The sequence below is a fragment of the Pseudoblastomonas marina genome, from assembly GCF_014641655.1.
In the GTDB taxonomy this organism is placed as follows: domain Bacteria; phylum Pseudomonadota; class Alphaproteobacteria; order Sphingomonadales; family Sphingomonadaceae; genus Alteriqipengyuania_A; species Alteriqipengyuania_A marina.
The window spans coordinates 1255340-1280438 of record NZ_BMID01000001.1; the positions used below are offsets into that span (position 1 = coordinate 1255340).

The 25099-nt window shown below is 65.7% G+C and carries 27 protein-coding genes, 2 tRNA genes and 1 other RNA gene; 10 read left to right on the forward strand and 20 right to left on the reverse strand.

Translation table 11 applies throughout. From position 1 onward, the window contains the following. Nucleotides 1–45 precede the first annotated feature (45 nt). Nucleotides 46–1446 carry a helix-turn-helix domain-containing protein gene (locus IEW49_RS06070; RefSeq protein WP_188641839.1) on the reverse strand — a complete coding sequence of 467 codons (1401 nt, stop codon included), beginning with the start codon at nt 1444–1446 and terminating at the stop codon, nt 46–48. A gap of 140 nt (nt 1447–1586) precedes the next feature. On the opposite strand from IEW49_RS06070, the gene aceA reads away from it, so the two are divergent. Both aceA and IEW49_RS06080 read left to right on the forward strand, forming a co-directional pair. Beyond that, the gene (gene aceA / locus IEW49_RS06075) at nt 1587–2867 is read left to right on the forward strand and encodes an isocitrate lyase (RefSeq protein ID WP_188641840.1); all 1281 of its coding nucleotides are present in this window, start codon (nt 1587–1589) and stop codon (nt 2865–2867) included. Continuing rightward, nucleotides 2864–3046, forward strand: coding sequence for a hypothetical protein (locus IEW49_RS06080; RefSeq protein ID WP_229658104.1), 183 nt, complete (start codon nt 2864–2866; stop codon nt 3044–3046). The genes aceA and IEW49_RS06080 overlap by 4 nt, the downstream gene beginning before the upstream one ends. A gap of 73 nt (nt 3047–3119) precedes the next feature. Here the strand turns inward: IEW49_RS06080 and IEW49_RS06085 are convergent, their stop codons facing one another. From IEW49_RS06085 to efp, 5 genes are all read right to left on the reverse strand, one after another. Then, nucleotides 3120–4436, reverse strand: a complete 1317-nt coding sequence (locus tag IEW49_RS06085) for an amidohydrolase (protein WP_188641841.1) — start codon at nt 4434–4436, stop codon at nt 3120–3122. A gap of 122 nt (nt 4437–4558) precedes the next feature. Next, entirely contained in the window at nt 4559–6349 is a 1791-nt protein-coding gene (locus IEW49_RS06090) for an SLC13 family permease (RefSeq protein WP_188641842.1), read from the reverse strand. 45 nt (nt 6350–6394) lie between these two features. Further along, a tRNA-Leu gene (locus IEW49_RS06095) sits at nt 6395–6480 on the reverse strand. A gap of 144 nt (nt 6481–6624) precedes the next feature. Further along, complete coding sequence (locus IEW49_RS06100; RefSeq protein WP_188641843.1) at nt 6625–7464, reverse strand: inositol monophosphatase family protein; 840 nt, start codon at nt 7462–7464, stop codon at nt 6625–6627. A 6-nt stretch (nt 7465–7470) separates the two neighbouring features. Beyond that, nucleotides 7471–8034 (reverse strand): elongation factor P, encoded by a 564-nt coding sequence (efp, locus tag IEW49_RS06105; RefSeq protein WP_188641844.1) that lies wholly within the window; start codon nt 8032–8034, stop codon nt 7471–7473. Nucleotides 8035–8143: 109 nt separating this feature from the next. Here efp and IEW49_RS06110 point away from each other — a divergent pair, with 109 nt between their 5' ends. Further along, a complete protein-coding gene (locus tag IEW49_RS06110; RefSeq protein ID WP_188641845.1) occupies nt 8144–8515 on the forward strand; it encodes a hypothetical protein in 372 nt (123 codons plus the stop codon). Here the strand turns inward: IEW49_RS06110 and IEW49_RS06115 are convergent. Together IEW49_RS06115 and thiE are read right to left on the reverse strand one after the other, a co-directional pair. Beyond that, entirely contained in the window at nt 8512–9180 is a 669-nt protein-coding gene (locus tag IEW49_RS06115; RefSeq protein ID WP_188641846.1) for a M23 family metallopeptidase, read from the reverse strand. The genes IEW49_RS06110 and IEW49_RS06115 overlap by 4 nt on opposite strands. 48 nt (nt 9181–9228) lie before the next feature. After that, entirely contained in the window at nt 9229–9840 is a 612-nt protein-coding gene (gene thiE, locus IEW49_RS06120; protein ID WP_188641847.1) for a thiamine phosphate synthase, read from the reverse strand. Between the two features lie 78 nt (nt 9841–9918). Between thiE and IEW49_RS06125 the strand changes: the two genes are divergently transcribed. Beyond that, complete coding sequence (locus tag IEW49_RS06125) at nt 9919–10326, forward strand: hypothetical protein (protein WP_188641848.1); 408 nt, start codon at nt 9919–9921, stop codon at nt 10324–10326. On the opposite strand, the gene IEW49_RS06130 is transcribed toward IEW49_RS06125, so the two are convergent. Next, the gene (locus tag IEW49_RS06130; protein WP_188641849.1) at nt 10323–11216 is read right to left on the reverse strand and encodes a fructose bisphosphate aldolase; all 894 of its coding nucleotides are present in this window, start codon (nt 11214–11216) and stop codon (nt 10323–10325) included. The genes IEW49_RS06125 and IEW49_RS06130 overlap by 4 nt on opposite strands. A 165-nt stretch (nt 11217–11381) precedes the next feature. Between IEW49_RS06130 and IEW49_RS06135 the strand changes: the two genes are divergently transcribed. Beyond that, entirely contained in the window at nt 11382–12140 is a 759-nt protein-coding gene (locus IEW49_RS06135) for a flavodoxin family protein (protein ID WP_188641850.1), read from the forward strand. 3 nt (nt 12141–12143) lie between these two features. Here the strand turns inward: IEW49_RS06135 and IEW49_RS06140 are convergent, their stop codons facing one another. From IEW49_RS06140 to tkt, 4 genes are all read right to left on the reverse strand, one after another. After that, nucleotides 12144–12782 carry a 2OG-Fe(II) oxygenase family protein gene (locus tag IEW49_RS06140; RefSeq protein ID WP_188641851.1) on the reverse strand — a complete coding sequence of 213 codons (639 nt, stop codon included), beginning with the start codon at nt 12780–12782 and terminating at the stop codon, nt 12144–12146. Nucleotides 12783–12786: 4 nt separating this feature from the next. Further along, nucleotides 12787–13986 (reverse strand): phosphoglycerate kinase, encoded by a 1200-nt coding sequence (locus IEW49_RS06145; protein ID WP_188641852.1) that lies wholly within the window; start codon nt 13984–13986, stop codon nt 12787–12789. Nucleotides 13987–14082: 96 nt separating this feature from the next. Continuing rightward, on the reverse strand, nt 14083–15090 hold the full coding sequence (gap, locus tag IEW49_RS06150) for a type I glyceraldehyde-3-phosphate dehydrogenase (RefSeq protein WP_188641853.1): 1008 nt from the start codon (nt 15088–15090) through the stop codon (nt 14083–14085). 15 nt (nt 15091–15105) lie between these two features. Further along, nucleotides 15106–17094: a transketolase gene (tkt, locus tag IEW49_RS06155; protein WP_188641854.1), complete on the reverse strand. Its 1989-nt coding sequence runs from the start codon at nt 17092–17094 to the stop codon at nt 15106–15108. Between the two features lie 163 nt (nt 17095–17257). On the opposite strand from tkt, the gene IEW49_RS06160 reads away from it, so the two are divergent. The 5 genes from IEW49_RS06160 to IEW49_RS06175 all read left to right on the forward strand — a co-directional run bounded on the left by IEW49_RS06160 (nt 17258) and on the right by IEW49_RS06175 (nt 18758). Further along, on the forward strand, nt 17258–17449 hold the full coding sequence (locus IEW49_RS06160; RefSeq protein ID WP_188641855.1) for a hypothetical protein: 192 nt from the start codon (nt 17258–17260) through the stop codon (nt 17447–17449). Continuing rightward, nucleotides 17446–17748, forward strand: coding sequence for a cell division protein ZapA (locus IEW49_RS06165; RefSeq protein ID WP_188641856.1), 303 nt, complete (start codon nt 17446–17448; stop codon nt 17746–17748). Before IEW49_RS06160 ends, IEW49_RS06165 begins: the two co-directional genes overlap by 4 nt. Nucleotides 17749–17760: 12 nt before the next feature. Continuing rightward, a non-coding RNA gene (ssrS, locus tag IEW49_RS13245) (6S RNA) lies at nt 17761–17930 on the forward strand. 28 nt (nt 17931–17958) lie between these two features. Next, nucleotides 17959–18531 (forward strand): 5-formyltetrahydrofolate cyclo-ligase, encoded by a 573-nt coding sequence (locus IEW49_RS06170; protein WP_229658105.1) that lies wholly within the window; start codon nt 17959–17961, stop codon nt 18529–18531. Continuing rightward, the gene (locus IEW49_RS06175; RefSeq protein ID WP_188641858.1) at nt 18531–18758 is read left to right on the forward strand and encodes a DUF2842 domain-containing protein; all 228 of its coding nucleotides are present in this window, start codon (nt 18531–18533) and stop codon (nt 18756–18758) included. Before IEW49_RS06170 ends, IEW49_RS06175 begins: the two co-directional genes overlap by 1 nt. Here IEW49_RS06175 and IEW49_RS06180 read toward each other — a convergent pair. The 7 genes from IEW49_RS06180 to thyA all read right to left on the reverse strand — a co-directional run bounded on the left by IEW49_RS06180 (nt 18748) and on the right by thyA (nt 25010). Beyond that, nucleotides 18748–19425, reverse strand: coding sequence for a glutathione S-transferase family protein (locus tag IEW49_RS06180; protein WP_188641859.1), 678 nt, complete (start codon nt 19423–19425; stop codon nt 18748–18750). The two genes, IEW49_RS06175 and IEW49_RS06180, sit on opposite strands and share 11 nt — an antisense overlap. Before the next feature lie 92 nt (nt 19426–19517). Further along, nucleotides 19518–19594: transfer RNA gene (locus IEW49_RS06185), tRNA-Asp, on the reverse strand. A gap of 107 nt (nt 19595–19701) precedes the next feature. Then, nucleotides 19702–20271, reverse strand: coding sequence for a YdeI/OmpD-associated family protein (locus IEW49_RS06190; protein ID WP_188641860.1), 570 nt, complete (start codon nt 20269–20271; stop codon nt 19702–19704). Nucleotides 20272–20276: 5 nt separating this feature from the next. Next, nucleotides 20277–21575, reverse strand: a complete 1299-nt coding sequence (locus tag IEW49_RS06195) for a dihydrolipoamide acetyltransferase family protein (RefSeq protein ID WP_188641861.1) — start codon at nt 21573–21575, stop codon at nt 20277–20279. 5 nt (nt 21576–21580) lie between these two features. Next, a complete protein-coding gene (locus tag IEW49_RS06200; protein WP_188641862.1) occupies nt 21581–22642 on the reverse strand; it encodes an alpha-ketoacid dehydrogenase subunit beta in 1062 nt (353 codons plus the stop codon). Further along, a complete protein-coding gene (locus tag IEW49_RS06205; protein ID WP_188641863.1) occupies nt 22639–23934 on the reverse strand; it encodes a 3-methyl-2-oxobutanoate dehydrogenase (2-methylpropanoyl-transferring) subunit alpha in 1296 nt (431 codons plus the stop codon). Before IEW49_RS06205 ends, IEW49_RS06200 begins: the two co-directional genes overlap by 4 nt. A gap of 116 nt (nt 23935–24050) precedes the next feature. Further along, nucleotides 24051–25010 carry a thymidylate synthase gene (gene thyA, locus IEW49_RS06210; RefSeq protein ID WP_188641864.1) on the reverse strand — a complete coding sequence of 320 codons (960 nt, stop codon included), beginning with the start codon at nt 25008–25010 and terminating at the stop codon, nt 24051–24053. Nucleotides 25011–25099 lie beyond the last annotated feature (89 nt).

The window sequence follows — 25099 nt, forward strand, 5'->3', positions numbered from 1 at the left end:
CGGAAACCGATGGCATGCGTCCCGGTTCCCTCCCGCGTTTGCAGGTCAAACCGGCGAATCGGCGAGCGGAAACGGGGTTGTGGGCGCGGTGTGGCGTTCGAAGCGGAGCGTTCGTCCGTGCGGCGGGAGCGAACGCTGGAGACAATCCTCGCGCGGGCAGCGAACGCAGGCTGGGCCGATCCGCTCCGCGCCCTCGTCGGCGAGCGCCAGGCCGCGCGCGCCGGCGAGGCTTTCGGCCAATCGTGCCGCAATTCCGAGACCGACGACGAACTCGCCCGGGCGATCGCCCCCCGCACTGCCGCGCTCGACCCGCTTGGAGAAAGTCAGCCATCGGGTTTCGCGTCCATCGACCTGTTGGACCGCTACATGCTGGGTCGCCAGCCTGCCGCCGTTTTCGAAGGCATGATGCAACCGCCAGAGCGGACAGCTTCCCTCGCCCTCGAGGAAATCAGCCTCGCTCGCGCCGACATATCGCTTGGAAAACTGGCCCGCCCGATCGACCCGGAGCATGAAGAACGGCAAGCCGCGCTGGCCGACGCGCTGCAGCGTGGTGAGGCGGTGCGCGAGCTGCTCGAAGCCCACCCCGAAGCGCCGTTCGAGGATCGCGAAATCGTAACGGGTCGCCTCGCACGCCCGCAGGAAACGCCCATAGGGCATCATCACGGCGGCGGCATAGTAACCAGCAAGGTGGCGACGATAGAGCGCCCGCGCCTGGTCGGACGAGAACTCTCCAGCCTCGGAGAGCGAGGCGAGCAATTCGCGCGCCTCGAGCTGGGCCATTTCGAGCGCGAGCTGGAAGGTGCGCGAATGCGGGGGCAGCATCTCTGACAACTGCAATTGCCGGGCGTGGAAATCGAGCCGCCGGACGAGGCCCGGGATCACTTCGCCGGGTACGATCCGGACCGAAAGCTGGTGCTTTTCGCGCAGCCGGGTCGAAAGTGCGGCGAACAGGTCGCTGGTCGACAGCCGCAGCTCGTCGGCGAGGGCTTCGGCCGCATGGTCGAGATCGGCAAAATGATTGCGCCAGCGCTCGATTTCGCGGCGGACCTCGATCGCCGGCGATTGATCCGCGCTGCCCCCGCCCGCAGCGCCCGCGTCGAACAAGCGGGCGAATGCAACGGCAGCCTGCGGTGCCGCCGACAACCACTCGACCACGTCCTCGCGATCGATTTGCAGGTCGGCGAAACGCTCGTCGGCGAGCCGCCGTCGCAACCCGTCGATCCCGCCGACCTGTTCTTCCTGCCGCAGGTCGCGCGGATCGAAATCGAACGCCTCGGCGAGCGAGACCATCAGGCGTGCCGAGATGGGGCGCCGGTTGCGCTCGAGCAGGTTGAGATAGCTCGGCGAGATGTCGAGCCGGTCGGCCATCGCGGCCTGGGTCAGCCCCTCGCGGCGGCGGATCCTGCGAAGTGCAGCCCCGCCGAGAACCGATGATTGTTCGACCATCCTGTCACTTTCTTTACATCCTTACAGCGTTTTCTGCGCTGAAACGGCAAGTGCGACAAGTTATTTTGTCAATTTTTCTGGCGGGCCCGGGAGGATCGCGGCACCCAATGATCAGCACTTCACCGCCGAAGGAATCCTCCATGCCGCAATTCGACGACCTCATTCCTGCCCCCGCCGATCGCTTCGACGGGATTGAGCGCCCCTACGACGCCGCCGAGGTCGCCCGCCTGCGCGGTTCGGTGCCGATCGAGCACACGCTCGCACGCCGCGGCGCGCTCAAGCTGTGGGAGCTTCTCAAGCACGAGGACTACATCAACGCGCTCGGCGCGCTGTCAGGCAACCAGGCGATGCAAATGGTCCGCGCCGGACTCAAGGCAATCTACCTGTCGGGATGGCAGGTTGCGGCCGACGCCAACACCGCCGGCGCAATGTATCCCGACCAGTCGCTCTATCCCGCCAACGCCGGGCCCGAGCTGGCGCGCAAGATCAACAACACGCTGCTCCGCGCCGACCAGATCGAACACGCAGAGGGCGAGGTCAGCCGCGACTGGCTGGTCCCGATCGTCGCCGATGCCGAGGCCGGGTTCGGCGGTCCGCTCAACTGCTTCGAGATCATGAAGGCCTATATTGCCGCAGGCGCGGCAGGCGTGCATTTCGAGGACCAGCTCGCCGCGGAGAAGAAGTGCGGCCATTTGGGTGGCAAGGTGCTGATCCCGACACAGGCGCATATCCGCAACCTCGATGCCGCGCGTCTCGCCGCCGATATTGCTGGAGTACCCACCGTTCTGATCGCGCGTACCGATGCCGAGAGCGCGCGGCTCATCACTTCCGACGTCGACGAGCGGGACCATGAATTCCTCACCGGTGAGCGCACTCCCGAGGGCTTCTTCCGCCTCAGGGAAGGGACCGGGGTCGACCATTGCATCAAGCGGGGCATCGCCTTCGCACCGCATGCCGACCTGCTCTGGTGGGAGACCAGCAAGCCCAATCTCGACGAGGCGAAGCGTTTCGCGGAGGCGGTGCAGAAGGCGCATCCGGGCAAGATGATGGCCTACAACTGCTCGCCCAGCTTCAACTGGGAAGCCAATCTCGACAAGGCCACGATCGCGAAGTTCCAGCGCGAGCTCGGGGCGATGGGCTACAAGTTCCAGTTCGTCACCCTCGCCGGGTTCCACCAATTGAACCACGGCATGTTCGAGCTCGCCCGGGGCTACAAGGATCGCGGCATGGCGGCTTATTCCGAACTCCAGCAGGCCGAGTTTGCGAGCGAAGCCGACGGCTACACCGCCACGCGCCACCAGCGCGAGGTCGGGACCGGCTATTTCGACGCCGTCGCCACCGCACTGTCGGGCGGAGCCAGCTCGACCACCGCGCTCGCCGAATCGACCGAAGCCGACCAGTTCAACAAGGAGGCCGCATGATGACCACCGCCACGCTGACCCAACCGAACAGCGAGCCCACCCGTGCAAGGGCACTGCTCTCCACCGCCGATTTCCGGCTCATCCGCGAGGCCCTCTCGAGCCACGCCAGGACCACCGACGACGCCAAGGAGCTCGGCAAGATCGCGGCGCTGCACCACCGGCTCGGGAGCTACACCTGATCGCGTAATCTCCTGGGGAGGAGTAGGCGGCCGCCGATCACGTTAGCGCGCGATCCGGCGGTCGCCGTTTCCCCTATTTCGCCATCAGCCGCAGCGTTTCGGCGGCGAGCGCCTCGGATGCAGTAGCGATCACCTTCTCTGCGTCGGGCGCCCAGAACGGGCTGTGCAGCGAGGGCAGTCCCTCGCCGCTCTCCTGCGCCGCGTCGTACTGGTCCTGCGGGACCCCGCCGACCCAGAAGATCAGCGACTTCATGTCGTCGTCGCCATTGCGCAGGAACTGGCTGAAATCCTCGCCCCCCATCACGCTGGGCACCTGCATCACGCGGTCCTCGCCGAACCGATCGCGAAAGCCCGCCATCACGGTCTCGGTGTAATCGGGCGAGTTGTAGGTGCTCGGCGTATAAGGATCCTCGACCGTCACCGTGGGCATCCTGTCTTCGGGCATCCCGGCCGCGATCGCCTCGCCGCGCGCAATCCGGGCGATCCCGTCGAGCAGCAGCTTGCGCGATTCGTCGGAGTAGCTGCGCACCGTCAGCTGCAGCTTGGCCTCGTCCGAGATGATGTTGTGCTTCGCGCCGGCATGGAAGCTGCCGACGGTGATCACCGCCGGATCGAGCGGCGAGCTCTCGCGGCTGACCAGCGTCTGCAGCTTCATCACGATCGCCGAGGCGAGCACGATCGGGTCCTTGGTGGTGTGCGGATAGGCACCGTGCCCGCCGATGCCCGGCACGGTGATGTCGACGCTGTCGACATTGGCGAGCGCATAGCCGGGCGAATAGCCGATCATGCCGGCCGGGAACTGCGCCGCATCGTGAAAGGCGATCGCATAGTCGGGCTCGGGGAAGCGGGTGTAGAGCCCGTCCTCGAGCATGGCGAGCGCGCCGAGGCCGAGCTCCTCGGCGGGCTGGAGGATCATCACCAGCGTGCCCGACCACTCGTCCTTCCGCTCGGCGAGCAGTCGTGCCGCACCGATGAAGGCGGCCATGTGCGTGTCGTGGCCACAGGCATGCATCACCCCGGTGGTGACGCCGCTCGCGGGGGTCGCCGTCTGCGTCGAGGCGAACGGCAGCCCGGTCTGCTCGACAACCGGCAATCCATCCATGTCTGCGCGCAGCATCACGACCGGCCCGTCACCGTTGCGCATCACCGAAACGACGCCGGTGCGGCCGACCTGCTCGGTCACCTCGAAGCCTTCGTCGCGCATCAGCTCAGCCAGTTTGGCGGCGGTGCGCACCTCCTCGAAGCTGAGCTCGGGATTGGCGTGGAGGTCCTTGTAGAGCTCCATCAGCGCGGGCATCTTTTCGCCCAGGCTGTCGCGCAATTCGTCGGCCGCGGCCGGCGTGGCGAGCAGTGCGGCCCCGGCGGCGAGCGTAGTCATCAGGCGTTTCATCGGCGTTCCCCCAAATCGAGACATGGACCAGGTGTTACACTGTCCAGGGGAAGGAATCTTCGGCCCCGGCCAGCCACCCATTGCCGGCCAAGCTGACACAGCGCGCGCGAATAGGAAAGCGGCTAGATGCCGTAGCTGACCACCAGTGCGATCGAGAGCGTCACGACCATGATCAGCACCAGCGGCACCCCGGTGCGGACATAGTCGCCGAACTGGTAATTGCCTTCCGACATGATCAGCATGTTCGTCTGGTAGGCGATCGGGGTGGCGTAGCAGAGATTGCAGCCGAACAGCACGGCGAGGACCAGCGGTTCGGCGGGCAGGCCGAGCTGGTTGGCGATGCTGAAGGCGATCGGCGTGCCGACCGTGGCGGCAGTCGCGTTGGAGGCGAAGTTGGTCAGGAAGGTGACGAAGATCATCACCGCCGCGAGCACGGCGGCGGGGGCCAGATGGACCAGTCCGAGGGAAAGGGTCTGGCCGAGCCAGTCCGCTGCCCCGCTATCATCGATCACGCGACCGAGCGCGATGCTGGCGGCGACCAGCACTATCACCTGCGCAGAGAGGGCGCGTCCGACGCGGTCGAATTTCACGCAACCCGTCACGAACATCAGGATCGCCCCTGCCAGCGAAGCGATCGCGATCGGGAATAGACCGATCGCAGCGGTGATCACCGCACCGCCCATGATCGCGCCTGCGAGCACCGCCTTCGAACGGCGCGGGACTTCGCGCATGCCTTCGAGCACGAGGAGGCTGTCGCTGCTGGAGAATTTGCGCAGATCGTCTTCGAGACCCATGACGAGCAGCACATCGCCTTCGGTGATGCGATGGTCGCCGCCGGGACCTTCGCCCTCGTACTGCCCGAGCACGCGCGGCGGATGGTGGATCCCGAGCACCGCGACCTGGTAGTGATCGGCAATCCCGCTACCCGGCAGCGTGCGATTGATGAGCCGCGAATCCGCCGTCACCGTCATCTCGACGACGAGGATGTCTTCGCGCGTCTCGTCGGCCGTGCGACGGATGCGATCGAGCACCCAGATCGGCGCGGCTTCGCCCTTGAGGATCCGCATCGCGTCCTCGAGCCCGTCATGCGTGCCGGTAACGAGCAGGCGCTGCTGCGCCTTGAGCTTGCCTTCCTTGGTTCCGTGGAAGCGGACGTCCTTGGGCAATTTCGCGATCAGCTCCTCGAGGTCCATGCCGACGAGTTCACTTTCCTCGCGAATGCGCAGACGTGCCTCGAAACGACGGGCTTCCTTGAGGTCTTTAGTCCGGTTGTCGCCGAGCAGGCGCGGCATCACCAGCCAGACATAGGGCAGCGCCACCAGCGCCGCGAGCAGGACGATCGGGGTAAAGTCGAACACCCCGATTTCGCGCATGCCGAGATCGGCGGCGATCGAGACGACGAGGATATTGGTCGAGGTCCCGATCGTGGTCGACACCCCGCCCAGCAGCGACGCGGCGTTGAGCGGGATCAGCGTCTTCGAACTGGGCAGCGCCCCGCGCGAGGCGAGCGCGGCGAAGATCGGCAGCATCAGCACCAATACCGGCGTATTGTTGACGAACATCGACAACACGAAGGTGATCACCAACGAGACCAGCAGGCCGAGTTGCAGGTTCATCCGGAACACGCGTTCGAGAAAGCGCGCTGCGGGATCGAGCGCGCCGGTCACCACCAGGCCGCGACCGAGGATCATCAGCGCGCAGATCGTGATCAGCGCGTAATGGCCGAACCCCGAAAACGCGAGCTGGAGCCCGTCCGTCGGCTGGTGGCCCGGAAGCGGGAAGAAATACAAGCCGACCGCGATCACCGCGATGGTCAGCAGCGAGATGATCTCGATCGGCATCTTGCCGCGCGCAAAGCCGATGAACATCGCGATCGTCACCACCAGCGCGGCGAGCGCGTGGAAACTGGGCATGGTAAGGACGGTGGTCAACCCGATGACGCTCGCAGCTTGGCCGTATGGTGCCCCTGGCCAGACTCGAACTGGCACTTCACATGGAAACTCGATTTTGAGTCGAGCGCGTCTACCAATTCCGCCACAGGGGCCCCTCCAGCGTGGAACGCTGCATTATCGGGGGGATTGCGAGGCTTCAAGCAATCCATTCAAAAATCGTCATTCCCGCGGATGCGGGAATCCAGAGCGGTGCAGCGAGGTGCTTCGCTGGATCCCCGCCTTCGCGGGGATGACGGTCAACCTGCCGAACTCGCCAGCTTCCTGCGTGCATCGACGACGAGCTTGTGCACCTTGGAATGAAGCGTGTCGTTGCCCGCGAGCACTTCCTGGTCGCAGATCGGCAGCGAGCGACCGCGATAGTCGGACACGAACCCGCCCGCTTCACGCACCAGCAGGCAGCCCGCCGCGGTGTCCCACGGCTTGAGCCCGGTTTCCCAGAACGCGTCGAAGCGTCCCGCGGCGAGCCAGGCGAGATCGAGCGAGGCGGCGCCGAACCGGCGGATCCCGGCGATTTCGGGGGCGAGGCGATTGTAGATCGCGCTCCATTCGGCCGGATCGCCGGCGCCCGCAAAGGGAATACCGGTGGCGATCAGCGCCTCGTCGAGCCGCTTGCGGTTCGAGACCCGCAGGCGTCCGTCATGCAGCCACGCGCCGTTCGATTTCTCGGCCCAGAAGGTTTCGTCGGTGATCGGGTTGTAGACGATGCCGCTGGTGACTTCGCCCCAACCGCCGCCGCCCAGCTTGGGCTCCTGCACCGCGATCGAGATCGCGAAATGCGGGATCGCGTGGAGGAAATTGCTGGTGCCGTCGAGCGGGTCGATGATGAAACGCGGCTTGTCGGGATCGCCTTCGATCTCGCCCGATTCCTCGAGCACGAAGCCCCAGTCGGGGCGCGCATGCTTCAATTCGTCCCACAACGCGCGTTCGGCGCGCGTGTCGGCTTTGGAGACGAAGTCCGCGGGGCCCTTGCGGCTGACCTGGAGGTGCTCGACCTCGCCGAAGTCGCGGCGCAACCGGCCGCCCGCCTTGCGCGCGGCCTTTTCCATGACGCGGATGATACCGGGGAGTACGGGCATGGCGGCTTACCCGGCCTTCCCGACGTAGCTCTGCTCGTAGACGTCGACCACGATCCGGGTGCCGCTTTCGATATGCGGCGGAACCATGATGCGCACGCCGTTGTCGAGCACGGCGGGCTTGTAGCTGGAAGAGGCAGTCTGCCCCTTCACCACCGCGTCGGCCTCTACGATTTCGGCCTCGATCTGGCTCGGAAGCTGGACCGAGATCGGCTTTTCTTCCCACAGTTCGAGCTGCACGGTCATCCCGTCCTGGAGGAACGGGCGCGCATCGCCGAGCAGGTCCGACGGCAGGTTGATCTGCTCGTATGTGTCGGTGTCCATGAAGACGAGCATGTCGCCCTCTTCATAGAGGAACTGGTAGTCCTTGGTGTCGAGGCGCACCTTTTCGACCGTGTCGGCGCTGCGGAAGCGCACGTTGGTCTTGCGGCCGTCCTGCAGGTTCTTCATCTCGACCTGCATGTAGGCCCCGCCCTTACCCGGCTGGGTGTGCTGGATCTTGGCGACCTTCCAGATGCCGCCTTCGTATTCGATGATGTTGCCGGGGCGGATATCGACGCCGCTGATCTTCATGGGGGTTCGCCTTCGTATGGAATGGGGTTCGCGCGCTGCGCTGTGTGGCGCGCCTCTAGCCGCTGGGCGCTGTGGCGGCAAGCGGGGGAAGCTGCTACGAGCCGATCCGATGTATCAACGCCTCATCCTCTCGATCGCGGCCCTGTCCGCCATGCTGCTCGCACCGGTCGCCCCGGCGCAGGAACGCGCCGCCGGGCAATTGTCGGTCCTGCTGCGCGGATACTGGTCCTGCGCGGTACCCGGCATTGCCAGCGGCGACGCGCGCGAGGTCCGCCCGGCGCTCGATTTCGAGACGATCCGCGGCTCGCGCTACCGCGTCGGCGACGACATCGGCATCTACCTGCGTCTCGGCGACCGGGTGACGATGACCAGCGGGCCGTTCAGGGGCCGCAATTTCCGCGTGACCGGGGACGACAGCATCCGCGAGATCGAAGAAGGCTCGCTGACCCCGGTGCGCTGCCTGCGCCGACCGGCGAACTAGTTTCCGGTCAGCAGCGGGTAGGGATTGATCGGCGTCCCCTCCCACCAGTCGTCGTCGGGCGAGAGTTCCATGATCGCATAGTGGAGGTGCGGGGCGTCGGGCCGGGCATTGCCGCTCGATCCGACGGCGCCGATCGGATCGCCCGCACGCACCTGCTGGCCCTCGCGCAGGTCGTCGGCATAGGCATCGAGATGCGCGTAATAGTGCATTCGTTCGCCGCCTGGCGCGCGGATGTAGACGGTGAGCCCGCCCTTGCGACTGTCGAACAGTTTCTCGACCGTCCCGGCGCTGGCGGAGAGCACGGGTGTCCCCCGCGGAGCCATGATGTCGATCGCGTCGTGCCGCCGAATGCCGCCTTCGCGGGCCTGCGCGAACGTATCTATGAGCTCGTCTGCCGCGATCCCTTGCACCGGCACCACCAGCTCGCCCGGGGCGAGCGGCGCGGGACGTCGATCGGCGATATCGGGGACGTCTTCGGGTGCGGGCATGGCGTCTCCCGCAGGTGGCGCATCGCCGCCTGTCGGCCCCTTCGAATCGCTTGCGGTGCTGCGAACATCGAGAATGCTCTCGCCCTCGCCGAAGACCGAGGGCCAGGCGACGATCCAGCCCGCCGAAACGAGCGTCGCGGTGACGAGGATGGTGACGATGCGATCGAGGGTGCTCATGGCGCGGACCCTAGCGGCGGTTCGCGGCCCGCGCCAGAGAGCGCGGGCCTAGCGCAGCTTCGCCGCGAAGGCCTCCACCGCCGCGACCTCGTCGCCGCTCCAGACCGCATGGCTGACGGCGAGGAAATCGGCCCCTGCCTCGATCAGCGGCGCGCAATTGTCGGGCGTGATCCCGCCGATCGCGACGCTCGGGATCTCGACCATTTCGGACCACCATTCGAGCAAGGAGAGTTCGGGCCGGTGCTCGCTCTCCTTCGTCTGGCTCGGGAAAAACGCACCGAAGGCGACGTAATCCGCCCCCGCCTCTCCGGCTTCGAGCGCGAGGTGGCGACTGGCATGGCAGGTCACCCCGATCTGGACCTCGCGGCCCAGTCGTTCGCGCGCCTCGCGCACGTCGCCGTCGCCCTGCCCCAGGTGAACCCCGTCGGCGCCGAGCCGCTTGGCGAGCGAGACGTCGTCGTTGACCACGAAGGCGACTTCGTGCGCGGCGCAGATCGCCTGCAACGGCTCGGCGAGCCGCGCGGCCTCGTGCTGGTCGATATCCTTGACCCGGAACTGGAACGCGGCGACCGGCCCGGCCTGGACTGCGCGTTCGAGCCGCTGGGGGAAGTCGCCGCCGACGTCGAGCGGCGAGATGAGATAGAGTTGGCAATCGGACATGCGAGCGCTGCTAACGCACGCGATGCCGTTCGTCGATATTCATGCATGCGTCATTTGTAGCGGTGTTATCTCGGCGCGATGAAGACACTCGCCCTGTTCGCCGCGCCATCCGCCGCCCTGAGCCTCGCGGCCTGCGCGGTCGTCCCGCCCTCGCCCATCGTCAGCTCGGACCGCGAGATCGCGGCCAAGGGCGCGCTGGTCCCGTTCAACCAGCCCGTCTGGGTGTCGAACGGGCTCGTGGTGACGCCGATGCGCCTGATCGAAGACAGCCGCTGCCCCGAAAACGCACGCTGCATCCAGGCCGGGCGCGCGGTCCTCGAAACCCGGCTCGACGGGATCGGCTGGCGCCAGACGGTCGAGCTCGAACCGGGCGAGCCCTACACCATCCGCGGCGAAACCGTCCGCCTGACCTCGGTCCTTCCCGAGCGCCAGGCGGAACGGCAGATCCCGGTCGCGAACTACCGGTTCGCTTTCGACGACAATTAGTCGCCGGTGCTGGCGCAGGCGATCTCGTCGATCGCGTTGCCAAGCGCCTGGTCGAACTGCTGGTCGTCCATCTTGGCATTGAGCACTTCGAGCAGCGCGCGGCTGAAGCTGGCGATCATGCCGTCGTTCTTGGCCAGTTCGCGGCACGCCTCTTCGCGGCTGTAGCCGCCCGACAGCGCGACCACGCGCAGCACCTTGGGGTGGTCGATCAGCGGCTGGTAAAGGTTCGGTTCGGCCGGGATGGTGAGCTTCCACATCACCTGCTGGCCTTCCGGCACACGGTTCAACTGGTCGAGGGCGTTGGACAGCACCAGCGCCTCGGCCTGCGCGCGGCTGCCGCTCTTGAGGCTGACTTCGGGCTCGAGGATCGGGACAAGGCCGTTCGAGAGAATCTGGAGGCCGAAATCCATCTGCTGCGCGATGTTGGCGGCGACGCCGTCCTCGTTCGCCTCGTGGATGACCGAGCGCATCTTGGTGCCGAACACGCCGAGTTCCTTCGCACGCGCGCAATCCTCGTCGAGGGTTGGCATCGGCTTCATCAGCTGCGCGCCGTTTTCCTCGTCATGCATGCCCTTGTCGACCTTGAGGAACGGCACGACACCGCGACGTGCGAGCAGTTCGGGGATCGGCGAGCCGTCGCCCGAACACCCGTTCATGGTCTTCTCGAACAGGATCGCGCCGAGCACCTTGCCGTTCGAGAAGCTCGGGGAGTCGACGATCCGGCAGCGCATCTTGTGGATCTGCGCGAACATTTCTTCCTCGCCGTCCCACTCGTCCTCGGCCACGCCGTAGGCAGCCAGCGCCTTGGGCGTCGAACCGCCCGACTGGTCGAGCGCGGCAATGAAGCCCTTACCCGTCGCCATGCGCTGTTTCATCTCGTCGAAATTCATGGATGTCCCTTTCCCATGCGCCTCGCGCACGCGTCGTCCTCGGTGAAAAGCTGCCCGCGCTCTACCCAGCACGCCCCGTGGCGGCAATGTGCCGAGAACGTTCACATGTAACTTTTCCGCGGCTCGCGCGTACCAATTGGGAACACCCAGGACGCGAGGCTTCGAATGCTCGACGACATCCAGGAACGGCTCTGCGCCGAAAACCGGACCGACTTCTCCGATCTCCGCGCGCTGACGATCAACTGCACGCTCAAGCCGTCACCCGAGGGGTCGCATACAGACAAGCTGCTCGGCATCCCCGAGACGATCCTCGTCAGGAACGGGGTCGACCTCGAACAGGTGCGGCTGGTCGACCACGACATCGCCCCGGGCGTCTATCCCGACATGACCGATCACGGCGCCGAGCGAGACGACTGGCCCGAGATATGGAAGAAGGTGAAAGCGGCCGACATCCTGATCGTCGGCACGCCAATCTGGCTGGGCGAGAAGTCGTCGGTCTGTCAGCGCCTGATCGAACGGCTCTACGCCCAGTCCGGGGAGACCAACGACAAGGGGCAATACGCGTTCTATGGCAAGGTTGCCGGGTGCATCGTCACCGGCAACGAGGACGGCATCAAGCATGTCGGCATGGGCCTGCTCTATTCGCTCCAGCATGTCGGCTACACGATCCCGCCACAGGCCGATGCCGGCTGGATCGGCGAAGCCGGCCCCGGACCCAGCTATGGCGACGCGAAGGAAGACGGAGACGGCTATGTCGGTTTCGACAACGATTTCACCCGCCGCAATGCCACCTTCGCGACCTGGAACCTGCTCCACATGGCGCGCATGCTCAAGGATGCAGGCGGGATTCCCTGCCACGGCAATTCGGTCGACCTGTGGAACGAGGGCCGCCGCTTCGACGCACCCAATCCGGACTATCGCTAACGCCTAATGCGGTTTCTTGAGCGCGGCGATCAGGTTGATCGCAATCGAGATCCTGGTGCCCTTGCCGTGGAACGGGCGCACCGCGTGCTGGAGCCAGCTGGGGAAAATCACGATCTGGCCCGAGCTCGGACGCAGCGAGACCTCGTTCGCCATCTGAGCGCCTTCGCTGTCGGCGAGACGCAGGTCGGGCGCGGTCATCCGGACCATCGGCATGCGCGGGTCGAGCAATTGCAGCTCCCCGCCGAGCGCCGGGTCGTCGTCGCCCTCATACCCGTCGTCGATATAGGCGACCGCCGACCAGAAACTGCCGGGGTGGTAGTGATACTGGTTGGCGTTGCCCGCGACGCTAACATTGGCCCACATCTCGGGCACCCAGCCATAGCGCGTGGCATGGGGTGACTTGCTGTCGATGGTGAGTTCGTCGGCCATCGTCATCGCCTTGTAGGCGAGCGCGCGCGCCGCCTCGCCGCCCCAGTCGATCATGTTGGTGTTCGAATGCCACCCGCCGACATTCGAAATCTGGACCCCGTTCGCGTCGCGCGCCCGCTCCGCCTCGATCGAACGGCGCAGCTCGGCGATGCCTTCGGGGCTCTTGAGCGTGTCCGCAGCGAACGGGGTGGGAAAGAGATCGCGGCGGTTCATCGGGTCAGCCTTTCAGCGCGGCCACCCCGGGCAGGGTCTTGCCTTCCATCCATTCGAGGAACGCGCCACCGGCAGTCGAAACGTAGGTGAACTCGCTCTCGACCCCTGCATGCGCGAGCGCGGCGATGGTGTCGCCACCGCCTGCGACCGAGATCAGCGATCCGTCCTGCGTTAGCGCCGCGGCGGTCTTGGCCAGCGCGACGGTGGCCTCGTCGAAGGGCTCGGTCTCGAACGCGCCGAGCGGACCGTTCCAGACCAGCGTGCGGCAGGTCTTGAGCACGTCGGCGAGCGCCTCGACCGCGAGCGGGCCGATATCGAGAATCATCTCGTCGGCGCCGACTTCGTGGACGTTGCAGACCCGCTTGCTGGGCGGATTGGCCGCGAATTCCTTCGCCACCACGACATCGTAAGGCAGGTGCACGGTGCAGCCCGCCTGGTCGGCCGCGTCCATGATCGCGTTGGCGGTATCGGTGAGGTCGTGCTCGCACAGCGACTTGCCGACATTCACCCCGCGGGCGGCGAGGAATGTGTTCGCCATGCCCCCACCGATGATCAGGTGCTGGACCTTGTGGACGAGGTTTTCGAGCACGGCGAGCTTGGTCGAGACCTTGGCCCCGCCAACCACCGCCGCGACCGGCGTTTCCGGCGAACCGAGCGCAGCGTCGAGCGCCTTGAGTTCGGCCTCCATCGCGCGGCCTGCATAGGCGGGCAGCAGGTGCGCGAGCCCCTCGGTCGAGGCGTGCGCGCGATGCGCCGCCGAGAACGCATCGTTGACGTAAAGGTCCGCATGTTCGGCCATCGCCCCGGCGAATTCGGAATCGTTCGCCTCTTCGCCCGGCCAGAACCGGACATTGTCGAGCAGGCCGATATCGCCGTTGCGCAGGATGCCGATCGATTGTTCGACCACCGGTCCGCCGACCTCGGAGATGAACATCACCTCCTTGCCCAGCACGTCCTCGACATCGTCCTGCACGAAGCTGGTCGAGAGCGTCGAGTGGCGCATGCCCTTCGGTCGTCCGAAATGCGCGAGCAGCAGGACCTTCGCCCCCTTGTCCGAAAGTTCGAGGATCGTGGGCGCGACCGCCTTCACCCGGGTGAGGTCGGTCGCGCGCCCGTCCTTCATCGGCAGGTTGAGATCGACGCGCACGAGCGCGACCTTGCCGGCGATGTCACCGAGATCGTCGAGGGTTTTGAACTGCGCCATCATTTACTCCGTCATTCCGGCAAATGCCGGAATCCAGTCTGGACCGTGCGACACCTGCCGTCTGGACCCCGGCCTGCGCCGCGGTGACGATAGGGCCTAGATCAGCCCCGCCATCACGCCGGCGGTGTCGATCATGCGGTTCGAGAAGCCCCACTCGTTGTCGTACCAGCTGACGACGCGGGCGAGCTTGCCTTCCATCACGCTGGTTTCGAGGCTGTCGACCGTCGAGCTGGCCGGATAGTGGTTGAAGTCGCTGCTGACGAGCGGCTGGTCGGTGTAGTCGAGCACGCCCTTCATCGCGCCTTCGGACGCGGCCTTGAGCGCGGCGTTCAGTTCCTCGGCGCTGGTGTCGCGGCCGGGGGTGAAGACGAGGTCGACGAGGCTGACATTCGGCGTCGGGACGCGCACCGAGGAGCCGTCAAGCTTGCCGGCGAGTTCGGGCAGGACGAGGCCGACCGCGCGGGCGGCGCCGGTGGTGGTCGGGATCATGTTCTGGGCCCCGCCGCGCGCCCGGCGCATGTCGCCATGCATCTGGTCGAGCATGCGCTGGTCGTTGGTGTAGGAATGGATCGTGGTCATGAAGCCGCGCTCGATCCCGACAGTGTCGTGCAGCACCTTGGCGACCGGCGACAGGCAGTTGGTGGTGCAGCTGGCGTTCGACACGATCACGTCTTCGCTGGTCAGCGTGTCGTGGTTCACGCCGTAGACGATCGTGGCCGAGACGTTCTTCGCCGGGGCCGAGATCAGCACACGCTTCGCGCCCGCCTTGAGGTGCGGTTCGGCAGCTTCGTGGCTCTGGAAGAAGCCGGTGCATTCGAGCACGATGTCGATGCCCTGCTCGCCATGCGGGAGGTTGCCCGGATCGCGCTCGCTGGTGACGGCGATCTTCTTGCCGTTCACGACGAGGTGATCGCCATCGACGTCGACGCTGCCGGGGAAGCGGCCATGGGTGCTGTCGTACTGGAACAGCAGCGCGTTCGACTTGGTGTCGGCGAGATCGTTGATGCTGACCAGTTCGAGATCGTGATCGTCACGCTCGAGGATCGCGCGCGCGACAAGGCGACCGATGCGCCCGAAACCGTTGATTGCAACCTTGGTCGCCATGTGAATAACTCCTGATTAGGCTTTGAGTTTGTTCATGATTTGCGGGACGATCGCGTCCACGGTGAAACCGAATTTCTCGAACAGGTCGCCCGCGGGCGCGGAGGCGCCGAAACGGTCGAGACCGATCTGGAGGCCGTTCGCCATCGTGTAGCGTTCCCAGCCCAAAGTCGCGCCGGCCTCGATCGAAACGCGCAGGATTTCGCTTGGTGCTGCATCGGGCAGGAGGTCGGCCTTGTAAGCCTCGTCCTGCTGCTCGAACAGTTCCATCGAGGGCATCGAGATCACGTCCGCGCCGACGCCCTTCTCCTCGAGCGCCTTGGCGGTGTCGAGCGCGAGCGCCACTTCCGAACCGGTCGCGATCAGGATCACCTTGCGATCGGCATCGGCAGCCTTGAGGCGATAGGCGCCCTTCGCCGATAGCATATCGCCATCATGACGGACCTGCGGCAGGCCCTGGCGCGACAGGCACAGCACCGAGGGCGTGTACTTGTCTTGCAGCGCGAGCTGCCAGCACTCGGCGGTTTCGATCACGTCGGCCGGGCGGAAGACGTTGAGATTGGGGATCAGGCGCAGGCTCATCACCTGCTCGATCGGCTGATGCGTGGGCCCGTCTTCGCCGAGCCCGATGCTGTCATGCGTCATCACGTAGATCACGCGCGTCTGCTGGAGCGCGGAGAGACGGATCGCGTTGCGGCAATAATCGCTGAAGATCAGGAAGGTGCCGCCATAGGGGATCACCCCGCCATGCAGCGCCATGCCGTTCATCGCCGCCGACATACCGAATTCGCGGATGCCCCAATAGAGGTAGCGGCCAGAGTAATCGTCGGCGGTGAACGGACCGATTTCGCCCGCCTTGGTGTTGTTCGAACCGGTCAAATCGGCGCTGCCGCCAATCGTCTCGGGCACCAGCGGGTTGATCACCTCGAGCGCCATCTGCGAGGCCTTGCGAGTGGCGACCTTCTGGTCGTCGTCGAGCCAAGCGGCGAACGCCTTTTCGATTTCGCCCATGTCGGGCAATTCACCTGCCATCCGGCGCTCGAATTCGTTCGCCATGGCGTGGCCCGAGAGGCGTTGTTTCCACTCGCCATGCGCGGACTTGCCCGCCTCTCCGGTGGCGCGCCAGTCGTCGCGGATATCCTGCGGGATCTCGAACGGAGGGTGGTTCCAGCCCAGTTCCTCGCGCGCGGCGGCGATCTCGTCGTCGCCCAGCGGCGCGCCGTGGGTCGCGGCAGTGCCCTGCTTGTTGGGCGCGCCCTTCCCGATAACGGTCTTGCACACGACCAGCGACGGCTTGGTGGTCTCGTCGCGCGCCGCAGCCAGCGCCTGTTCGATCTCGGCAAAATCGTGGCCATCGCACTCGACCACGTGCCATCCGGTGGCGCGGTAGCGCGCGGGGATGTCCTCGCAGGTCGACAGGTCGGTCGAGCCGTCGATGGTGATCGCATTGCTGTCGAACAGGACGTTGAGGCGTCCGAGGCCGTGATGTCCGGCAAGCCCGATCGCCTCGTGGTTGATGCCTTCCATCAGGCAGCCGTCGCCCGCGATCACCCAGGTACGGTGATCGACCAGCTCGTCGCCGAACACGGCATTGAGGTGGCGTTCGGCCATCGCCATGCCCACCGCCATCGCGAGGCCCTGCCCCAGCGGGCCGGTGGTGCATTCGACGCCATCGAGCAGGAAGTTTTCCGGGTGCCCGGCGCAGGGGCTGCCGAGTTGCCGGAAATTGCGGATGTCGTCCATCGTCGGACGTTCGTAGCCCGACAGGTGGAGCAGGCTGTAGATCAGCATCGAGCCGTGGCCCGCGCTCAGCACGAAGCGATCGCGATCAGCCCAGTCGGGGGCCGAGGGATCGAATTTGAGGAATTTCGACCACAGCACCGTCGCCACGTCGGCCATGCCCATCGGCATACCCGGATGGCCGGAATTCGCCGCCTGTACTGCATCCATGGACAGGGCGCGGATCGCATCGGCCATCGGCGCGAGGCGGGAAGGATCGAGGCTCATATGTTGGTCGGCTCCGGGAGGTCGGCGTGAGTCGCGTGCGCGGTCTCCCCTTGCAACGGTGCCGGGGCACGTCAAGCGCGCTGGCGACGCGTTTCTTGGGATAAGTCCTCACCAAAAGCCGCCAAGCCCTTGCTTTGCCCGACAAAGGGACTAGCCGGGAAGGATGGACAGCTCTTCGCATGCGCTATCCCGGATCGACGCCGCGCTGGCGCGGATCGAATCCGCCCTGCCCAAGCGGCTCGCCGAGCGCGATCTCCTCGCCACCCAGCACGACGCCCTGCGCGAGGAAGTGAGCCAGGCCCTGGGCGATATCGATGCGCTGATCGCCGATGCCTCGGAAGGGAACGGCAAGTGAGCAACGTCACCCTTTCGATCGGCGGTCGCGATTTCCGCGTCGGCTGCCGCGACGGGCAGGAAGACCAGATCCGCAAGCTCGGCGCAATGATCGACGACAAGGTGCGCGAGGCCAATGTCGACAACCGTTCGCCGTCCGAAATGCTGCTGTTCGCCTCGCTCCTGCTCGCCGACGAGGTGAAGAGCGCAGCGCCGAAGGGCGGCGGCACGCCCGCGGCAAGCGACGAAACGCTGGATTCGATCGCCAACCGGCTCGAAAGCCTCGCATCGCGGCTTGAGCAGGCGGCGCCGAATACCTAAATACCGCACCAGGCGGGGCTGCCCGGAACGAGCCGACCGAATATCCCTGAGGCTATAAGCAATCCTAGGGAGCTGTCCCTGCCCTGATCCACCGGTTCGGCCGTGGGATCGGGGTAAACGGCGCCCACCTGACGTTTTGGCGTCAGTGGATTTCACGGCAAACGACCCATGGTGGCTCCGCCGCTACCGATTTCAGGGGGGACGAAGCAGTTGGACACGAAAGACGCGACCCGCAACCGCATGCGCCAGATCCGCCGCGCGGAATTCGAGAGCCATGACGAGGGCACTGCCGCGCTGCGCTTCCTGCGCCCGCCCGAAGTGCTGGTGAAGAAACTACCCAAGGACGCGTCGATCGGTTTCTATCGCTCGCGCACCACAGAGGCGCCGACGATCCGCTATGCCGAGTTCTTCCACGAGCGCGGGCACAAGCTCGCGCTGCCGTGGGCCGCGCATGCACGCGACGGGATCACCTTTCGCGAATGGAAGGACCCGTTCGACGAGGACGAGCTCGAGAAGGATCCGTTCGGCGGCGTGCAGCCGACTTCCGACGCGGCCGAGATGATCCCCGACGTGATCTTCGTGCCCGGACTGGGCTTCACCGCGAATTGCGACCGGATCGGGCGCGGCGGCGGGCATTACGACCGCTGGCTGGCGAAGAACCGCGATACGATCGCGATCGGCATGGCGTGGGATGCGCAGGTGGTCGAAAGCCTCCCGCTGGACGAGCACGACCAGCATCTCGATTTCGTCGTCACCCCCACCAAGATTTACGAGCGCGGCTGATGCGGACCGAGCCGACCTGGCGCATCCCGATCGGGATCCTCGGCCTGCTGCTCGCGCTGGCACTGTACGGGATCGCGATCGCGACCTGGATCGCCCCCGCGATCGAAGGCTGGAACGCGCTTTTGCAGACCTTGGTGTACCTGGTGCTCGGCGTGCTGTGGCTCGTGCCCCTGCGCCGTTTCCTGATCTGGATGGAAACGGGCAGCATCCACCCGCCTAGAAGCTGAAGACCATCGTTTCGCGGCCATCCTTTTCGGTTGCGCGCTGGAACGAGGGCAGATCGCGGACCTGCTGGAGCCAGCGGCGGATGTTCGGTCGGTCGGCCCCGATGCGCCCCTGCGCTTCCGCCGAAAAGATCGAATAGCTCAGCGTGATGTCGGCTGCGGTGAGCTTGTCGCCGGCAAGCCACTCATTGGGGCCAAGATCGGCTTCCATCTGATCGAAGATCGCCTTGAGGCGCGGCTGGACGAGCATCTCGCGCACCTTACCCGTTACCTTCTTCACCACCGGGCGCAGCAGCGCCGGCGTGCGCGCGGTCATAACCGTCAGGATGCCGTTCATGAACTGCATCGGCATCAGGCTCCCGTTCCCGGCGTGGAACCAGAACAGGTAGTCGGGTCGCGTCGGATCGCCCGCACCGGGGCGCAGCGTGCTGTCGGGATGCGAATCGAGGATATGGTCGATCACCGCATTGCTCTCGGCGAGCACCAGCCCCTCGTCATCGGTGATGACGGGTGCGGTGCCGAGCGGCGACAATTCCTTGAGCTCGGTCGGGGCGAGCCGCGTTTCCGGATCGCGGTCGTACTTGCGGAGATTGTAATCCGCCTCGAGCTCCTCGAGCAGCCAGAGGATACGGAAGCTCTGCGAATATTCGAGATGGTGCAGGGTCAGCAAGGAACGGTCTCCGATAGCATGTTCGACGCGCCTCATCGCAGGCCCCGAGGGGCTGGCGCAAGGACAATCATGCGATGGAGAAAATCCCCAAGTGGCGCGAGTGACGGGACTTGAACCCGCGACCTTCGGCGTGACAGGCCGACACTCTAACCAACTGAGCTACACCCGCGTAGCCACTTGGGAGCCGCGCCACTACGGCGCAGGCGGACCCTTGTCAACGAACGAAATCGGGAAAAATCACCTATCCCCGTATCGGGGCGTCGGAGCGTGCTGGAATCAGCAGTTTTCGTACTTCCAGTTGCGCTTCTTGCCCTCGCCGATCCATTCGCAGGCGGTCGCGATTCGCTTCGCTCGAGTCGCCTCGCGCTTGGCCCCGATGATCCAGGCGAGATAGTCGCGCCGCTGCGCGTCGGTGAATCCGTCCCACGCCTGGCGCGCGCCTTCGGCCCGATCGAGTGCGGTGGCGAAATCGTCGGGCATGGGAATCGCGGGCTTGGGCTTTGCTGCGGGCTTGCGCCCGGCTTTCACAGCGCCGGCTGCCTGCTGCAGCCGGACAACGAGCTCTCGATCGGCCGGCAGGTCTTCCAGCGCGCGAATCTTGCCCAGCTGGCCCATCCCTTCCGCGGTCGACGATTCGGGATGGATGATCATCGCGCAATGCGCCTTGAACGCCGCCATCCCGGCGACATTCCTGCCGCCCATCATGACATGCGGCATGCCCCATTTCACGCCCTCCTCGCCCTCGGGCAGCGCTTGCTGCCAGAGCATGCGAAGGTGGCGCAGGATGGGCTGCGCGAAACTGCCCGCTTTCTCGATATAGTCGTCGATCCGCGGGTCGGTTTTCATGCGCGTCAGCTCGCGAGGATGTTGGCCGGGGCCTCGATCAACCGCTTGAGTTGCTGGATGAAGCTTGCCGCGTCCCAGCCATCGACGACGCGGTGGTCGCAGCTGATCGAGATGTTCATCAGCTTGCGCTTCTCGATCCGTTCTGTGCCGTCGGGGCCCTTCACGAACATCGGGCGCTCGACGATCCGGTTCGGGCCGATGATCGCGACTTCGGGCCGGTTGATGACCGGCGTCGTCGCGACCCCGCCCAGCGGGCCGAGCGAGGTGATGGTGAGCGTCGAGCCCGACAGTTCGTCGGACTTCGCCTTCCCGTCGCGCGCGGCCTCCGCGAGGCGCAGGATTTCGTTGGCGAGCTGCCACAGGTTCTTCGACTGCGCGTCCTTGATCACCGGCACCATCAGCCCGGCATCGGTCTGCGTCGCCATGCCGAGGTGGACCGAACCGTGGCGCGTCACCACGCCGCCCTCGTCGTCGTAACGCGCATTGATCATCGGGAAATCGGGAATCGTCTGGCAGATCGCACTGATCAGCAGCGGCAGCATGGTGAGCTTGGGCTTGTCGCCCTTGTTCGCGTTGAGCTGCGCGCGCAGCTCCTCCATCGCGGTGACATCGACTTCCTCGACATAGGTGAAATGCGGGATGTTGCGCTTCGAGGCGGACATGTTCTCGGCGATGCGGCGGCGCATGCCGATGACCTTCTTTTCCTCGTCGGCGCGCGCCTTCCCGGCCGAATAGCCACCATTGTAGGACAGGAACGCGTCGAGATCGCCGTGGCGGATGCGGCCGTCTTCGGCGGGCTTCACCTGCCCGAGATCGACGCCGAGATCCTTGGCGCGAGCGCGAACCGCCGGAGACGCGAGGACTTTGGTTTGGTTGGTCGGCTCGGGGGCCGGTTGGGGGGCGGGCGTCGGTGCCGGCGCGGGCGCGGGCTCCGGATCGGCCGCGATCGCATCGTCGGCATCGGACGCGTCCGAGGTCTCGACCTCGATCCGCTCCTCGACCTCGTCCGCCTTGGGCGCGGGCGCGGGCTCGACGTCGGCCACTTCCTCGACCTCGACTTCACCTTCGGTCTCGATCACCACCAGCATCGAGCCGATCGCGATCGTATCGCCGATCTCGCCGGCAATCTCGACCACCTTGCCCGCGACCGGGCTTTCCATCTCGACGGTGGCCTTGTCGGTCATCATGTCGGCGAGGCGATCGTCCTCGTCGACCGTGTCGCCGACCTTGACGTGCCAATCGACGATCTCGGCCTCGGCAATGCCTTCGCCGATGTCGGGGAGGTTGAATGTGTAGCGGCCCATGCGGCTCACTCCTGCAAAAGTCGGTCGATGGCCTGTCCGATGCGGACGGGGCCGGGGAAATATGCCCATTCGAGGCTGTGCGGATAGGGCGTGTCGAAACCCGTCACGCGCTCGATCGGCGCTTCGAGGTGGTAGAAGCAGCGCTCCTGCACCAGCGCGGAAAGCTCGGCGCCGAAGCCCGATGTACGGCTCGCCTCATGCACGATGAGGCACTTGCCGGTCTTCTCGACCGAAGCCTCGATCGTGTCGATATCGAGCGGGACGAGGCTTCTGAGGTCGATCACTTCCGCGTCGACGCCCTTCTCCTCGCACACCTTCTTCGCGACGTGGACCATGGTGCCGTAGGCGAGCACGGTCAGCGCCTCGCCTTCTCGGACCACGTTCGCCTTGCCGAGCTCGATCCTGTAATAGCCCTCGGGCGTCGCGCTGTCGGGATGCGACCGCCAGGCCGCGGCGGGCTTGTCGTAATAGCCTTCGAACGGGCCGTTATAGATCCGCTTGGGCTCGAAGAAGAGCACCGGGTCGTTGTCCTCGATCGCAGCGATCAGCAGGCCCTTGGCATCGTGCGGCGTCGACGGGATCACCGTTTTCACGCCCGAGATGTGGGTGAACAGCGCCTCGGGGCTCTGGCTGTGGGTCTGCCCGCCGAAGATCCCGCCGCCATAGGGCGAGCGGATCGTGATCGGCGAGGTGAACTCGCCCGCCGAGCGATAGCGCAGTCGCGCCGCCTCGGAGACTATCTGGTCGTAGCCGGGATAGATGTAGTCGGCGAACTGGATTTCGGGCACCGGACGCAGGCCGTAGGCCCCCATCCCAACCGCGACGCCCATGATCCCGCATTCGCTGATCGGGGCGTCGAAGGCGCGGCTCTTGCCGTATTTTTCCTGCAGGCCCGCAGTGCAGCGGAACACGCCGCCGAAATAGCCCGCATCCTCGCCGAACACGACGACGTTCTCGTCGCGCTCCATCATCACGTCGAGCGCGTCGTTGATCGCCTCGATCATGTTCAGGCGGCGTTCGCCGTCGGCGCCCTGCTGCGGCTTCTTCTTCGTCTGGGAACCGCTCATTTCGGATCCCCTTTTCCGAACTTGATTTCCTTTTCGCGCAGCGATTGCTCGCATTGCTCGCGCAGGTGCCAGGGCATCTCTTCGTAGACATCCTCGAACATGGTCTCAAACGGCTGGTGCATGCCGTGGCCGAGCGTGCCGAGCTTCTCGGCTTCCTTGGTCGCGGCCTTGACCGCCTCGGCGGCCTTGCGATCCATTTCTTCCTGCCGATCTTCGTCCCACTCGCCGAGCGCGATGAGGTGCTTCTTGAGACGCATGACGGGATCGCCGAGCGGCCATTCCTCGCGCTCCTGCGCACTGCGATAGCCGCTGGGATCGTCGGAGGTGGAGTGCCCTTCGGCACGATAGGAGAAGAACTCGATCAGCGTCGGGCCGGCATTGGCGCGGGCGCGATTGGCGGCCCACCGCTCGGCGGCATAGCAGGCAAGCGCGTCGTTGCCGTCGACCCTCAGCCCGGCGATGCCGTAACCGATCGCGCGCGCGGCGAATGTGGCATTCTCGGCCCCGGCGAAGCCCGAGAAGCTCGAGATCGCCCACTGGTTGTTGACGACGTTGAGGATCACCGGCGCGCGATAGACGCTGGCGAAGGTGCAGGCGGCGTGGAAATCGCCCTCGGCGGTCGAACCGTCGCCGACCCAGGTCGCGGCAATCCTGGTATCGCCCTTTATCGCCGAGGCCATCGAGTACCCGACCGCCTGCGGCAGCTGGGTCGCGAGGTTACCGCTGATCGTGTAGAAACCGTGCTCGCGGCTGCAATACATGATCGGCAGCTGGCGGCCTTTCAGCTTGTCGCCCGCGTTCGAGTAGATCTGGTTGATCATCTCGACGAGCGGGTAGCCCCGCTGGATCAGGATGCCCTGCTGGCGATAGGACGGGAACACCATGTCGTCGTCCGCCAGCGCCATCGAGGCGGAAATGCTGGTCGCCTCCTCACCCGTGCACTTCATGTAGAAGCTGGTCTTGCCCTGGCGCTGCCCGCGGAACATGCGTTCGTCGAAGGCGCGCGTGGTCGCCATCGCTTGAAGCATCCGGCGCAGCGTGTCGGGATCGAGCTTGGGATCCCACGGACCGTGCGCCTTGTCGTCGTCGCCGAGCACCCGAATCAGGTCGTTGCAAAGCGGGTGTGTTTCCGCCGCCTCGCAGGCCTCGTCCGGACGCGGCTGCGCGCCCGGCTCGGTCACGCCGATATGCGAGAAATCGACCGCGTCTCCGGGACGGAAATTGGGTTCTGGAACGTGGAGCGACAGCGGGGGCAGGTTGCCGCGCCTGTCGTTGGTGCCGTTACCGGCCATGAAGGTCTCCCGTGGAGCCGCCCCGGTCCTCCGGAGTCGGCAAGCGAATGTCGGGCGCGCGTTATTTTATTGCGCGCTATTTGTGAAGCCCCGGCTGCGCGGCGCGGTTGACGCGCCTAGACTGCGACCGGTGCGGCAATCGGCGCCTGCGGCGCATAGCCGCTGACGACGAAATCCTCGATCCTGTAGTCGAAAATACTATCGGGAGTGCGCGCGAGTTCCAGCACCGGTGCACCTTCTGGCACCCGCGAGAGCTGTTCCTCCACCAGGTGCGCGTGGTTGAGGTAGAGATGGGTGTCGCCGCCCATCCAGACGAGTTCGCCCGGTTCGTAGCCGGTCTGCTGCGCCATCATCCGCAGCAATGCCGCCGCGCTCCACAGGTTGAACGGCAGTCCCAGCGCGACATCGCAGCTGCGCTGGTAGAGCACGAGGTTGAGCCGCCCTTCCCCGATCTGGAACTGGTAGGTCTTGTGGCACGGAGGCAGCGCCATCGAATCGAGCTCGGCGACGTTCCAGCCCTCGATGATGTGCCGCCGGCTGCCCGGATTTTCCTTCAACGAACGAACCACCTCGGCGACCTGGTTCACCCCTTGGCCTTGGCGATAAGTGCCATCGCCGACCGGCTCGTAGGTCGGCCAGTCGACCCACTGCTTGCCATAGACCGGGCCGAGATCGCCCCAGCGCGCGGCGAATTCCTGGTCTTCAGCGATTCGCGCGACGAAATCGTCGAGTGCGATCTCTTCGCCGGTCTCGCGAACATAATTGGCGTGCGGCCACTCGTTCCAGATCTTCACGCCCTGCAGCACGAGCGGCCGGATATTGGTTTTGCCAGTGAGGAACCACAGCAATTCGCGCGTAGCGGTCTTCCAGTAGACCCGCTTGGTGGTGACCAGCGGCATTGCGCCGCCGGCGAGGTCGAATCGCAGCATCGTTCCCATGATCGAGCGCGTGCCGACCCCGGTGCGATCCTGGCGCTCGCTCCCTTGCTCCCAGATTCGGCGCATAAGGTCGAGATACTGCCACTCCCAGTGATCGGGGTCGGTGCGAGAATCGGTCTGTACGGGGACGCTTGCCATGCGAATGTCCTAGAGCGCCAAATGCCCGCTTGCCACCCCGCCAAGTGCCTCCTATAGGGCGCGCCTGCCTCGACGCACCGCTCCGGCGG

What these genes read in the sequence shown, in the direction of transcription:
- IEW49_RS06070 (WP_188641839.1), bottom strand. Translation starts at nt 1,446, where the DNA reads ATGGTCGAACAATCATCGGTTCTCGGCGGGGCTGCACTTCGCAGGATC.
- aceA (WP_188641840.1), top strand. Translation starts at nt 1,587, where the DNA reads ATGCCGCAATTCGACGACCTCATTCCTGCCCCCGCCGATCGCTTCGAC.
- IEW49_RS06080 (WP_229658104.1), top strand. Translation starts at nt 2,864, where the DNA reads ATGATGACCACCGCCACGCTGACCCAACCGAACAGCGAGCCCACCCGT.
- IEW49_RS06085 (WP_188641841.1), bottom strand. Translation starts at nt 4,436, where the DNA reads ATGAAACGCCTGATGACTACGCTCGCCGCCGGGGCCGCACTGCTCGCC.
- IEW49_RS06090 (WP_188641842.1), bottom strand. Translation starts at nt 6,349, where the DNA reads ATGCCCAGTTTCCACGCGCTCGCCGCGCTGGTGGTGACGATCGCGATG.
- IEW49_RS06100 (WP_188641843.1), bottom strand. Translation starts at nt 7,464, where the DNA reads ATGCCCGTACTCCCCGGTATCATCCGCGTCATGGAAAAGGCCGCGCGC.
- efp (WP_188641844.1), bottom strand. Translation starts at nt 8,034, where the DNA reads ATGAAGATCAGCGGCGTCGATATCCGCCCCGGCAACATCATCGAATAC.
- IEW49_RS06110 (WP_188641845.1), top strand. Translation starts at nt 8,144, where the DNA reads ATGTATCAACGCCTCATCCTCTCGATCGCGGCCCTGTCCGCCATGCTG.
- IEW49_RS06115 (WP_188641846.1), bottom strand. Translation starts at nt 9,180, where the DNA reads ATGAGCACCCTCGATCGCATCGTCACCATCCTCGTCACCGCGACGCTC.
- thiE (WP_188641847.1), bottom strand. Translation starts at nt 9,840, where the DNA reads ATGTCCGATTGCCAACTCTATCTCATCTCGCCGCTCGACGTCGGCGGC.
- IEW49_RS06125 (WP_188641848.1), top strand. Translation starts at nt 9,919, where the DNA reads ATGAAGACACTCGCCCTGTTCGCCGCGCCATCCGCCGCCCTGAGCCTC.
- IEW49_RS06130 (WP_188641849.1), bottom strand. Translation starts at nt 11,216, where the DNA reads ATGAATTTCGACGAGATGAAACAGCGCATGGCGACGGGTAAGGGCTTC.
- IEW49_RS06135 (WP_188641850.1), top strand. Translation starts at nt 11,382, where the DNA reads ATGCTCGACGACATCCAGGAACGGCTCTGCGCCGAAAACCGGACCGAC.
- IEW49_RS06140 (WP_188641851.1), bottom strand. Translation starts at nt 12,782, where the DNA reads ATGAACCGCCGCGATCTCTTTCCCACCCCGTTCGCTGCGGACACGCTC.
- IEW49_RS06145 (WP_188641852.1), bottom strand. Translation starts at nt 13,986, where the DNA reads ATGGCGCAGTTCAAAACCCTCGACGATCTCGGTGACATCGCCGGCAAG.
- gap (WP_188641853.1), bottom strand. Translation starts at nt 15,090, where the DNA reads ATGGCGACCAAGGTTGCAATCAACGGTTTCGGGCGCATCGGTCGCCTT.
- tkt (WP_188641854.1), bottom strand. Translation starts at nt 17,094, where the DNA reads ATGAGCCTCGATCCTTCCCGCCTCGCGCCGATGGCCGATGCGATCCGC.
- IEW49_RS06160 (WP_188641855.1), top strand. Translation starts at nt 17,258, where the DNA reads ATGGACAGCTCTTCGCATGCGCTATCCCGGATCGACGCCGCGCTGGCG.
- IEW49_RS06175 (WP_188641858.1), top strand. Translation starts at nt 18,531, where the DNA reads ATGCGGACCGAGCCGACCTGGCGCATCCCGATCGGGATCCTCGGCCTG.
- IEW49_RS06190 (WP_188641860.1), bottom strand. Translation starts at nt 20,271, where the DNA reads ATGAAAACCGACCCGCGGATCGACGACTATATCGAGAAAGCGGGCAGT.
- IEW49_RS06195 (WP_188641861.1), bottom strand. Translation starts at nt 21,575, where the DNA reads ATGGGCCGCTACACATTCAACCTCCCCGACATCGGCGAAGGCATTGCC.
- IEW49_RS06200 (WP_188641862.1), bottom strand. Translation starts at nt 22,642, where the DNA reads ATGAGCGGTTCCCAGACGAAGAAGAAGCCGCAGCAGGGCGCCGACGGC.
- IEW49_RS06205 (WP_188641863.1), bottom strand. Translation starts at nt 23,934, where the DNA reads ATGGCCGGTAACGGCACCAACGACAGGCGCGGCAACCTGCCCCCGCTG.
- thyA (WP_188641864.1), bottom strand. Translation starts at nt 25,010, where the DNA reads ATGGCAAGCGTCCCCGTACAGACCGATTCTCGCACCGACCCCGATCAC.